This is a genomic window from Lysinibacillus sp. NPDC097214 (assembly GCF_050277945.1).
Lineage (GTDB): Bacteria > Bacillota > Bacilli > Bacillales_A > Planococcaceae > Lysinibacillus > Lysinibacillus xylanilyticus_B.
The window spans coordinates 67,940-80,038 of record NZ_JBNNSS010000010.1; the positions used below are offsets into that span (position 1 = coordinate 67,940).

Genomic DNA, 12,099 nt, shown 5'->3' on the forward strand with positions numbered 1-12,099 from the left:
AATTCCAACACCTTGAAATAAAAAACGATGCACATAGCAAAGATACTATGTACATCGTTATATTAATGGATTAGCCTTTTAGGAAATCAGGCTTTGCGAAGTTTGGGTTTGGATATTTATAAAAGCCTTCGCCTGTTGCGCGGCCTAGTTTACCTTTTTCGATATACTCTGTTTTTAAGAGGTTGGCTAATTTATTCAAGTTTTCATCACTAGTAGCAGCGGCTTTCGCTTCTACAATGTTGAAAGCAGTATTAATACCGACAATGTCAAGAATGGCGAATGGACCTAGTGGTGCACCTGTTGCGATCATCCATGTTTTGTCGATTGTTTCTGGGTCTGCTACTTCTTTTACTAATAGTGATTCAGCAGCATCTAAAAATGGAACTAGTAATGAGTTCAAAATATAGCCTGGTTGTTCTTTATATAATGGTAGTGGAACCATGCCGATTGCACGTGCAAATTCTACGACTTCATCGAATACGTTCATATCAGTGCCTGGGTGTTTCATAATTTCGGCTGTGTTGTTTTTCCAAATCGTATTTGCAAAGTGAAGCGCTAAAAATTTCTCTGGGCGACCAGTTGCTTCTGCAAATTGGCTTGGTAATAAAGTCGATGAGTTTGTTGCAAAAATTGTTTTAGCAGGGGCAGCTTTACCAAGATTTGTGTAAAATTCTGTTTTAATTTTAACAACTTCAGGAATCGCCTCAATGACAAGATCAGCATTTGCAACTGCTTCCGATAAATCACTTTTAAACGATAAACGAGCATAGGCAGCATCCACTTCTTCTTGAGTCGCGCCTAAATCTTGTTGGTATAACGGTTTTAATTTTGTGATACGATCTTGTGCATTTTTTAATGCCTCGTCATTAATATCGTATACCGTTACATTAAATCCTTTAAAAGCTGATTGATAAGCAATTTGACTACCTAGAACACCGCTACCTGCAACCGTAATATTTTGATAATCCATCTTAAATTCCTCCTTTGAAATTGTTACACTAATATAATTATATGGATATGTGATACATCCCTTGTTACAACTACATACTACTTCTTTCGGTATTGGTAAATCAAATGATAGCCTCATTTATTATAGAGATATAAAAAATTGTTTATTTTCCCGAAAGCATAACAATAAAAAAAGCCACCTGAGTGTGACATTTTTATTCATATATACTTTTGATATTTCAACTAAATGAATGAATTTGTAGTAAGCATTTCGAACAGTGCCATCTGATGTCCGCTAATCGACTTTATACCTACTAAAAAAAGAATAGAGTTGCTATTTTTTTCACATAAAAAAATAAAGATATAAACCATATGGATAATAGAATACTTATTCAAAATGAGAGATAATGATACACTTCGTTGGATTTATTGAAAAAACTACCTAATTTATTTTTTGAATTCACATACAGTTTTAGTAAATTTTTATGGTCTGAAACATAGGGCTTTCTTATAATTTTGAATAACTTACATAATTTTATAGATTTACTAATGGTTGTTTTAGTACACTGAATTTATGAATTGAAAGGGGCAAGAATAATGAAAAAGACAGTTTTAGCTGGCGCACTTAGTATTGCATGTTTTACAGGAGGTTTTGGGTTACAAGCAAATGCACAAGAAATTGTACGAGATAATGTAGAGGTTGCTAGCATTATCCACCCAAAACAGGTAGTTGCTGTGGTTATTCCATGGCAATCATTGACTTACCAGGACCTTTATAAACAACTGTTAATTTCCGAATTAGCTATTGATCATCGTGGTATTGTAACAACAAAAAATAGTATTACAGCAAAGTGGGCAATAGATCCTGAAATGACTCCACAAGAACAAAAAGAATTTAAAGAGTTGTACGGTAACGCTATGCAAGTAAAATTTACTCCATCTGGGAATTCATTTAAAGGAGAAGTTTTGGTTAAAGGAAAATGGATACCTTTAGATAAGGAAGAATTAAATGAGTTTATTAAAGAAATATTCCGAGATGAAACTATTGATTTAAAACCAGGGGGTTACTTCACAGATTCTATAGGACACTGGGCTGAGAGCTATATCCAAGTACTTTATCAATTTGACATTATTAATGGTACATCTGCTACAACATTTAATCCAAACGGAAAAGTAACACGCGGACAATTAGCTGCTATGATTTTCCGTGCTTCTGGATTAGATGTGAAGGAAGATTATGAAGGTCCTGCTTCATATAAGGATTTGGCAAACTTCGCAGGTGCAAAAGAAGTAGCGATTTTAGAAGAGTATGGCTTACTTGATATTTTTGATGGTGCTAATTTTGAGCCAAATAAACCTGCTACACGTGAGGAAATGGCATTTGTAACAGCAAGATATCTAGTAGGAATGGATTATGATGTAAGTAAGGTTAGCAAAAATAATCCATTTACAGACAAAAATAAAATGCGTCAAGAAACTGTTGAAGCTATCGGATTATTAAAGCAATTAGGTGTGGTTGACGGAGTGAACGGTCAATTTAATCCAAAAGGTAATCTTACACGTGCCGAGTTCTCTAAAATTTTAACACTAACATTAGTGTTACTTGATGACGAAGAGTAATAAAAAAGAAGCAATCCACACTATCTGGTGGATTGCTTTTTTATTCGACTAGCATATGAAATACGTAACTTAATAAATATCCTAATAAAATATATGCTATAAAGGATTTTCGTGATACTGATCGAATATGATGCAAAATAAATTCTGAAATACTGGCAGTTGCAATTAAACCAATCGATATGCCCATTAGTACCCCTTGTGCCTTATCAGATAATTGCCAATATTGGCCGATCTGTATAAAAATACTGAAGAAAATCGAAAATACTACAAAATAAATAAAGAGCCTCCATAGCCTTTCTCCTTGTGATAGTAATGCTGTTGAAAGTGCAAAGCCCTCTGGTAGATGATGTAGAATAATGGAAGCTGTAATTGCAATACTTAATGCGGAGTTCCCTAGTAACTGTCCGATAGTAAGGCTCATCGGAATAGTGTGGATAATGATAGCGATTGCCAGTAGTGATACAGAGGGATTTTGTGTATGGGAAGTGTGAAATAAACTATTAAGTATTTCAAACATTAAATAGCCCATCAAAATTCCGAGTAAAAGACCGATTGATTTGTACATTTGAAAAGAAGAAGGAATGACGTCTACTACAAGTAAGCCAACTAAAAATCCACCACATAATAATGATAATCCATGAGTTGTATGTTGAAATAGCCTAGAGAATACCCAAGCTATAGCTCCTCCAATGCTAGCGCTAAAAAATAGAAATCCACCAAGTATCATGGCACTCAACTGCAAAATTCCTCCGCCCTATATATACTTAAAGCCGTTTTAAAAATATATGCTAAGTAGCAAAGAATATGATAGTCGTAATCTTTTAGCTAGAGGTTACTTTATCGATAAATCTATTTTTAGGGGGATTACTATCGAAATCTGCGGTATGGTTAGATTAAATTGACTGAATATTATTTAAATTCTATACTTTTTAATAGTTATACCAGATTCATTGATTTAGTAACTACTAATGAAGGTGAGGAATGGAAGTATGAAATGGGATGCGAGTTATGATGTGGTAGTAGTAGGTTCAGGCGCAGCGGGTTTAACAGCAGGTTTGACAGCAAAACTACAGGGCATGAAATCATTAGTCATTGAAAAGACAGAGCGTTATGGTGGGGCATCTGCCTTGTCTGGTGGGGCACTATGGATTCCAAATAATCATGTGATTAAGGGTGAGGGTGTTCCTGATACACATAAACTAGCGCGTTTATACTTAGATTCGACTATTGGTGATCGTGTACCAGAGGCTTTAAAGGAAGCTTATATTAAACGAGGACCAGAAATGTTAAGGTTTTTAAATAATCATACTCGGCATATACGTTTCCAATATGCGAAAGGTTATTCAGATTATTATCCTGAAAAACCAGGTGGCTTCCCTCAAGGACGGTCGATTGAGCCACTTATTTTTGATTTGAAGAAAATGGGGTCATTGGCAGATACGATGCGTCGTTCTACATTGTCCACTAAAGGCTTTACGATGAATAGCTCTGAATTTCATAAGGTAAATATGATTAGACGCACGACAAAAGGGAAAACAACTGCATTAAAATTAGGCATGCGATTAGTGAAATCGAAAGTTACAGGAAGTCTGCCTGTTGCATTAGGGGAAGCGCTAATTGCTCGTTTACGAATATCACTTGCAGAAGCGAATGGAGAACTGTGGATTTCGACTGCATTTAAAGATTTTATCGTTGAAAACAATCGAGTGACTGGTCTCGTAGTTGAACGAGATGGGCAGGAAATGCGTATCGAGGCGAAGCGTGGGGTAGTCCTTTCTTCAGGTGGTTTTTCTCATAATCAAGCATATCGTGAAAAATATTTGCCGGCACCAACAAACGTAAAATGGACTTCTACACCAGAGGGACAAACGGGGGATATTATCGAGCCAAGCGTGAAAGTAGGAGCGACACTAGATTTAATGGATAAAGTATGGGGAGCCCCTTCCGTTATTGATCCGCAAGGACAACCTTTCTTCCTTGTTGCGGACCGCGGTGTTCCTAATATGATGGTTGTGGATGGTGTTGGGAAACGATATTTGAATGAAGCGGCACCGTATCATGAATTTGTAGACAATATGCATAGTCACCATCAAAAAACAAACCATGCTATACCTTCTTGGATCGTCATCGATGCAACAGCAAAGAGCCGTTATATTTTCACAGGATTATTCCCAGGACAAGCTTTCCCAAAAAGTTGGTTTGATAACGGCATAGTGAAAAGTGCACAAACAATCGAAGAGCTTGCAGGGCAAATGAATGTTCCAGTGGAGAATTTAGTGGAAACTGTAGAGCGCTTCAATACCTTTGCTCGTCATGGTAGAGATGAAGATTTCCATCGAGGAGATAGTGCTTATGATAATTATTATGGAGATCCTACTTTGAAGAATCCGAACCTAGCAGAGCTTACTACTGCCCCATATTATGCACTCGCTTTATATCCAGGAGATATTGGGACTAAGGGTGGCTTAGTGGTGGATGAGCATGCACGCGTTGTAAAGGCAGACGGTACGGCAATTGAAGGGTTATATGCATCGGGGAATTGCTCAGCCTCTATAATGGGAGAGACATATCCAGGACCGGGTGCAACATTAGGACCAGGTATGACATTTAGCTATATTGCAACAACGCATATGGCAAATGCAGCTAATAAGGAAGAGTTAACCTTGCTAAAGGTATAAAGAGTCATAAAATCGATACTTTCAATCAAAAGGTGAAGATGATTGAACATCTAAGCAAGGATCACTCTTACCTAAAAAAATCCCCAGCGTCAATGCAACGACGCTAGGGGTTTATGATGATTAAAAGTGTATTCCTGGTTTATCAGATAGCTTGCAGCCTGTACCATATTTTGCTTTTAGAGCACCTTTAAAATTAGTTTGTTCAAGTTCAGGATAGGCCTGTTTCCAAAGTTCAAATACATTGTGACTTGAAGCAGTACCTTCTTTTGTTAATCGAACAATATGGAAACCATATTCATCGTTGCATCGAGCTAATGGACGATTTACGCGCACATTAATGATTCGACCGCTCGCTGTAACTTCATATAAGCCCTCGTAACCTGAAATGGCACGTCTTTCTTCATTAATCTCAGCAGTTTTTTCTACTTGTTCTTTCTTTTCTTTTTTTGCTTCTTTGACTTCATTTTTCTCTACAGGCTTAGTAGCTTCTTTAACTTCTTCTTTTTCTACAGGCGTAGCTACTTCTTTAACTTCCTCTTTCTCCACAGTCGTAGCCTCTTCTTTATTTTGAGGTGCAAGCTGTTCCATAATGACAAAATCCTTGTTAGAAGCTTTGTCGCTCATTGTAGCCATTATGTTCATAATAGAGCCTACATAACGCAATGGTTTATCTTTTCCTTCTTCAAATACGAAAATATTATAATCGGTTTTATTCATTTTTTTCATAATAATATTTCCTGTTTTAGTAGTAAAACCGATAAATTTGTTCTTTTTAAGTGCTTGTATTGCTTGTTGCTTTGTTAAAATCATTTTTTAAATCTCCTAAAAGAATCGTTTTTTCTATTCTACCATAAAATCAGCTTTCCTGTTTTTCTTAAATATTTGATGTTTCATTCATGCATTGATAATTTTTATAACTGAGGGAAGAAAAGCGTTTATACCATAATGTGGGGTTGATTTCCGTTTCGGATGGGCGCTTTGTCGCTGCCGCTTCGCTTTCGCACAGAGCAAAGCTTCCTGGGGGCGTCCGATGAGCCGCTTGGGCCAAAAGGATGTTGGTCACGAAGGCGTTATCAAAGTCGTTCCTCTATTGCTGTTCCCCGAGGAGTCGCCCAGCCTCCGCTCCAATCAACTTACTATAGATATCATAAATATTATCCGATCTTTGGTGATGAGACTGGAAAATATAAAAGCTTTCATAGAGAGTAATTGAGATGTACGTTGAATCGCTCAGGTAACCTTGCAAACTGATTCGGTAGGTAATAGAATTGGTCGGGTAATCAAGAAAACTAATTCGAGAGTGTGGAACTGCTCGGGTACCCCCGAAAAGTGATCGGTTGGAGCGAAGAACTGCTCAGGTCCCCAGAGTAACCGCTCTAATCCGTACTACATAACCAAAAGGAGGGTTTTATTATGGTTCAACATTTATTTAATATGAATTTAAAATGGTCGGAGGGGAGAAATGGGACAGGTACTATTATTGCGGACAATCTCAATACGGAAATTTCTATTCCTCGAGAAATGAATGGACCAGGGATTGGGACAAATCCTGATGAAATGCTACTTGGAGCGGCAGCGACGTGCTATTTAATTACACTGGCTACGTTACTTGAAAATTCGAAGATTGCTGTATTGGATTTGTCTATGCAAGCTGAAGGTTTTGTGGATGTTACGAATGGTGTTTTTACTTATGAGAGAATCGTTCATAAGCCAAAAATTGTTGTACAAAATGTAACTGAGCGGGAACAAAAGAGAATTAATCGATTAGCTGAAAAGGCAGAACAAACATGTATGATTAGTAAGGCATTAAAAGGAAATGTTCAAATTGCATGTGATGTGCAAATTATACAAGGGTAACATTTGAACACCTCCATTCATGGCTGAATATATAATTATGGTTAGGAGTTTTTTTAAAATAATTTTGAAAAAACTCCTTTTTTGACGCACTCCCAAAAGTTAGGGACGAAATTTGTTGAAATGTATGCACATATAGTAAGTTGATTGGAGTGGAGACTGGGTGACTCCTCGGGGATTAGCGTCACAGATGAGACCCTGCAGCGAAGCGAAGCGGCTCATCGGACGCCCCCAGGAAAGCGCCCAGTCGGAACGGAAATCAACCCACGTTATGACAATAAGCCTCTTTTTTATTTTATTGTGAAAATGCTTTTTCAAAAATAGTTCTATAAATGTCCCAAATGAATATATAAAGTTAAGTACTAAAAAAATGTAAAGGATGATATATTGCACGAGCAGTTAGCTCAGACTAAAACACTTTATAGTCAGTTCGGAAAAAGGATTTTTGATATTACGGGGGCACTCCTATTACTTTTCATAACCATTCCTCTTATGTTAGTAGTTTTCCTCATTCTACTCATTAGTACAGGTCGCCCTGTTTTTTTTAAACAAATCCGTACTGGACAGGAACATCAGCGTTTTGTTATTTGGAAGCTGCGGACAATGACCTTACAGGCAGTTCCTGTAAAAATGCCAAGATTGTGTGCAGACGGGATTCCAGATGATTTTTATTTTAAAACTGAACAGGATGCACGCATCACGAAGGTTGGGGCTGTTCTCCGGAAGTTAAGTATTGATGAAATTCCACAGCTCATTAATGTCTTAAAAGGAGATATGAGTATTGTTGGACCACGGCCAGAAGTTCCAACCATCACAAATGCTTATAACACTTTACAGGCCCGACGTTTAGAAGTAAAGCCTGGTTTAACAGGGCTTGCTCAAATTAACGGCCGTTCTAATATTTCTCACGGACAAAAAATTTCATATGACCTAGAATACGTTGGTAAATATTCATTTTGGATGGATATAAAAATTATCATCAAAACACTTTACGTAGTTTTAGCGAGAACAGGTGCTTATTAAAAGTGTTAGGAAAGCCCATTCATCAAAGGCAGGCGCGATTGGACGTGTAATTGGTAGGTTTTTACGCATTCCAACTGTTTTTACAGCCCATAGCTAGAATTTTACAGAAGGTGTACCACATAAAAAAAGATGATATATCGTCGAACGGAAACATCAGTTCAGCCGTTAACAGCGAAAATTTTTACGGCATCTGAATACGATCGCAAGTTAGCATTAACGAAAAAAATTGCTCCTGCTCATAAAATGTTAACGATTCATAATGGCATTGACCAAAAAGAGAAGCAAGTAGCACCTTTTAGAGAGAAGCAGGAGCATCCATTATTTGTGATGGTTGCTCGTTTTGAAGTGCCAAAAAGACTTTTTACCAATGTATCAGAAAACGCTATTTGTTAACGAACAAGCTGTATCAAAGTCCGCTAAGAAAGGTGATTAAGTTGCAATTAATTCGCATTCGAACAGATGATGAGCTTATGTGGTACAAGGATATTTGGGATGGAATTTTAGAAGCGGAGTGCAATGATAATCCATTTATAGAATTTGCTTGGTTTTATAACTGGTGGCAAATTGTTGGGCGTAGAGAGCGTGTTGAGCTCTATGCTGTTGAAGAAAATGGTGGAATCATTGCTTTTTTCCCCTTCACAGTTCGACTTCAATGGGGGGTACGAATTTATGCTCTTACGGGAGAAAATATTGCAAATTACTCCGGTGTTGTAGCGAAAAAAGAATGGCTGCTGCCTGCTACGACCTTTGTATTCGATCAGCTCATTGAAAAGTATAAACATCTACTATTTTCGTTTCATGGATTATTGGAAAGCAAAGACTCTACAAAGGTAATTGAGCAATATTTTGTTGAAAGGCAGTTACGCCCGAGTATTTTTCGTGTAGTGACACCATATCTTGCCCTTCACGATATAGATTTTCATAACTATTTCAATCAACGTAGAAAAAAGCATGGTATGGATAGAAGAGAACGGAAGCTACGGGAATTAGGCTCACTAACGAGGAAAATACCTTCACAGGACGAGCTTTGGCAAATGTTTAGATTATTTGATCGACGATCGGCAAAAAAAACAGACATACGTGATTTTACGAAAGGCAAGAAAAAGGATTTTTTCGAACAGTTGACGCTTCTTAAGGGGGAGGCATTGCAAGTCAAGGTAGACGCACTTGTTTTTGAAGACCAATTGATTGCTTTTACCTTTGGAATTTGCTGTCGGGGACGTTATGTAACATACGCACTTAAGCATGAGCCGACATTTAATATATTTGCGCCGGGCAAATTAGTGAATCAGGAAACCATCAAGCGAATCTATTCTGAAAACTATCGCTTGTTCGATATGAGCATTGGCTATGAGCCGTATAAGTTCGATTGGCGCTCTAATATTGATTTTACAAGGCGTATGCTCGTAAGCAGTGGAACGAAGCGAGCAAAGCTAATGGCGAGTCGTTTTACGTTGAAGGAACGACTAAAGGAATTATTAAAAGGCAATCATCGTGTTGTTGAATGGAAACGCAATACTCTAGGTCAATTACGTTACTTAGTAAAGTATGGAAAAGTGAAAGATTGGCTAGAATATGGACAACTATTCGTAGAAAAATTTATTCGTTTTAAGCAAGTGGATTTGTATGAATTATCCCCATCAGATAGTGTGACACCGCATCGACCTGTAGGAGATTTGTTTGAGGAGTTGTCGATTCAGGAGGCGATGCAACTCGATGAGGAAGAGATTATTTCTTTATTTTATAAGGGATACACTATTTATAAAGATTCTTTTGCAAAAACGAATAAGCCTGCGTTTGCGTTACATGCGATGAACTGGCGTGTAGATGAATTGCAAATTGTTGAAGCATTGCCAAAGCAGACATATTTTTTAACCTATGATGTTTATAAAAATATCGATATTATCACAGCCTTTTTCCAAAAAATGAAACCTGCACAAACACTTTGGGTTACTGCAAGCTTTTGGCACTGGCGAAAACGTAAACGATTATTGCAGCTAGGCTATAAACGTATTTCTCGAATGAAACATTTTAAATGTGCTCGTTATGAGCGAAATCATGCAGAAAAATACACAGAGAGTGGGGGCGATGTTCATTCTGTCCATTAAAAGTAAGCGATGGAATATCGCAATGCAGCATTTTTATTTTGTAGAAAAGCCAGCCAATGTTAGAAAATCAATGAAGGTCGTTGGCTATACAAATTCACTTGTACCGAGCCGTAAGCTTGTTAAAAGTGAAACGGTTCATATTCACCTGACAGATAGTGAGTTATCATTATATCTTGCTCTTTCCGAAAGTAATCGAAAAATACTTCGTCGTGCACAAAAAGAGTCCTATCAAGTTTTTATTTATAAAGAACCATCAGATGAAAATTTACGAGCCTTTCAACAGTTTTATAATAATTTTGCGAAAAGGAAAAAACTCGAGCTCATTAGTAAGTCTCAAATGGAAGCTATTACGCTCTTGAAAGATAAAGGCGCGCTATGGTTGTCTGAGATTCGAAGTATTTGTGGACAAACACTTTGCTATAGACTCGATATTGTATACGCTAAAAAAGCGATGTCCTATTATGTAGCGACATGTCATTTGCAATCGGTGCCAGATCATTTAAAAAGGCCAGTTCGTTATGCAAATCGTTTCTTACTATGGCACAATTTATTGCATTTAAAGGAGCAGGGCTTTGTTTTATATGATATGGGGAAGCTAACGGATGACCAAAATGTTCGTGCATTTAAGCAAGGCTTCGGTGGACAAGTCATCGATGTATACTCCGGCTACATTACCCAATCCAAAATACGTGCACTGTTATTGGGCGTGCAAAAATGGAGGAAGTAGTAATTGAAGTGAATCGTGGAGGACTTGTCATTTCATTGGATTTTGAGCTGATTTGGGGTGTCCACGATGCATTTAAGTACGGGCAATACAATAAAAATTTATATGGTGTACGCGAGGCATTGCCTAAAATACTAGAGTTGTTTGAACAGTATGGTATTCATGCGACTTGGGCCACAGTTGGTCTATTGTTTGCAGAAACAAAAGCAGAAATGGCTCACTACTTAAGAGGTATCCCTGTAAAATATAAAGACAGGCATTATGCAGCACATACACAATTTGCAAAAGTAGGAGAAAATGAGCAGGATGACCTCTTACATTTCGGTAAATCCTTAATTGAGAAGATTAAACGTACACCACATCAAGAAATAGGAAGTCATACATTTTCACATTTTTACTGTTTAGAAAATGGACAAACTGAAGCAGATTTTCGTGCAGATTTACACGCAACTGCAATGATTTGTGAAGAATATATCGCACCGATGAAATCGATTGTTTTTCCGCGTAATCAGGTGAACGAAGCCTATTTCCCAGCATGTCAGGAAGTAGGATTTATATGCTATCGAGGAAATGAAAAACATCCGTTATACGATCCTCAAAATTTTACGAAAAAAGGTCGACTATTAGGTGCGAAAAAATGGCTGGATAGCTATGTGAATGTAACAGGCAATCATCTAGTAACAATTGAAGAAATGCAAAAGGATTCCTTTATTAACATTCGTTCAAGTGCGTTTTTAAGACCTTATTGTAGCCCATTACGATTTTTTGAAGGCTTGAAGGTTAAACGGATTAAAGAGGGGATGCATACAGCTGCAATGTCTCAAGCTTTTTATCATTTATGGTGGCACCCTCATAATTTTGGCAAGAACATAGAAAAAAATTTAGCAATGCTTGAGGAGCTTTTACAGTACTATCAGGAATTGCGTCATCAATATAACTTTCAAAGCTATACGATGCACGAGGTCGCAGAGCTTTGCCAATCTTTAGCACGCAAAAGCCCGATTGGCGAAGACTAATAATCAGTGGGGTAAAAAACACTGAATCAAGTTTCACTCTATCCAAACAGAAAAAGTAGCAAACTAAGAAATTTTCTAGTTTGCTACTTTTTCTGTTATAGGGGTAGGATAGAGAATTTTTAAAAATT

The 12,099-nt window shown here is 37.4% G+C and carries 11 protein-coding genes; 8 read left to right on the forward strand and 3 right to left on the reverse strand.

The annotated features are described in order from the left end of the window. Positions 1-70 precede the first annotated feature (70 nt). On the reverse strand, positions 71-970 hold the full coding sequence (locus tag ACQKMI_RS19885) for a 3-hydroxyacyl-CoA dehydrogenase (protein ID WP_427491723.1): 900 nt from the start codon (positions 968-970) through the stop codon (positions 71-73). Between the two features lie 575 nt (positions 971-1,545). Here ACQKMI_RS19885 and ACQKMI_RS19890 point away from each other — a divergent pair. Then, complete coding sequence (locus tag ACQKMI_RS19890; RefSeq protein WP_427491725.1) at positions 1,546-2,568, forward strand: S-layer homology domain-containing protein; 1,023 nt, start codon at positions 1,546-1,548, stop codon at positions 2,566-2,568. A gap of 40 nt (positions 2,569-2,608) precedes the next feature. On the opposite strand, the gene ACQKMI_RS19895 is transcribed toward ACQKMI_RS19890, so the two are convergent. Continuing rightward, the gene (locus tag ACQKMI_RS19895; RefSeq protein WP_427491874.1) at positions 2,609-3,295 is read right to left on the reverse strand and encodes a ZIP family metal transporter; all 687 of its coding nucleotides are present in this window, start codon (positions 3,293-3,295) and stop codon (positions 2,609-2,611) included. 262 nt (positions 3,296-3,557) lie between these two features. Between ACQKMI_RS19895 and ACQKMI_RS19900 the strand changes: the two genes are divergently transcribed. Continuing rightward, a complete protein-coding gene (locus ACQKMI_RS19900; RefSeq protein WP_427491727.1) occupies positions 3,558-5,246 on the forward strand; it encodes an FAD-binding protein in 1,689 nt (562 codons plus the stop codon). 120 nt (positions 5,247-5,366) lie between these two features. Here ACQKMI_RS19900 and ACQKMI_RS19905 read toward each other — a convergent pair whose 3' ends face one another. After that, positions 5,367-6,056 (reverse strand): NUMOD4 domain-containing protein, encoded by a 690-nt coding sequence (locus ACQKMI_RS19905; RefSeq protein WP_427491729.1) that lies wholly within the window; start codon positions 6,054-6,056, stop codon positions 5,367-5,369. A gap of 603 nt (positions 6,057-6,659) precedes the next feature. Here ACQKMI_RS19905 and ACQKMI_RS19910 point away from each other — a divergent pair. From ACQKMI_RS19910 to ACQKMI_RS19935, 6 genes are all read left to right on the forward strand, one after another. Further along, complete coding sequence (locus ACQKMI_RS19910) at positions 6,660-7,103, forward strand: SACOL1771 family peroxiredoxin (RefSeq protein WP_427491731.1); 444 nt, start codon at positions 6,660-6,662, stop codon at positions 7,101-7,103. A gap of 384 nt (positions 7,104-7,487) precedes the next feature. Beyond that, a complete protein-coding gene (locus tag ACQKMI_RS19915) occupies positions 7,488-8,123 on the forward strand; it encodes a sugar transferase (RefSeq protein WP_427491733.1) in 636 nt (211 codons plus the stop codon). A 129-nt stretch (positions 8,124-8,252) separates the two neighbouring features. Beyond that, positions 8,253-8,516: a hypothetical protein gene (locus tag ACQKMI_RS19920; protein WP_427491734.1), complete on the forward strand. Its 264-nt coding sequence runs from the start codon at positions 8,253-8,255 to the stop codon at positions 8,514-8,516. Positions 8,517-8,548: 32 nt separating this feature from the next. Further along, on the forward strand, positions 8,549-10,231 hold the full coding sequence (locus tag ACQKMI_RS19925) for a GNAT family N-acetyltransferase (RefSeq protein WP_427491736.1): 1,683 nt from the start codon (positions 8,549-8,551) through the stop codon (positions 10,229-10,231). Positions 10,232-10,253: 22 nt separating this feature from the next. Next, positions 10,254-10,958 carry a hypothetical protein gene (locus tag ACQKMI_RS19930; protein ID WP_427491738.1) on the forward strand — a complete coding sequence of 235 codons (705 nt, stop codon included), beginning with the start codon at positions 10,254-10,256 and terminating at the stop codon, positions 10,956-10,958. After that, complete coding sequence (locus ACQKMI_RS19935; protein WP_427491740.1) at positions 10,946-11,971, forward strand: polysaccharide deacetylase family protein; 1,026 nt, start codon at positions 10,946-10,948, stop codon at positions 11,969-11,971. The genes ACQKMI_RS19930 and ACQKMI_RS19935 overlap by 13 nt, the downstream gene beginning before the upstream one ends. Positions 11,972-12,099 lie beyond the last annotated feature (128 nt).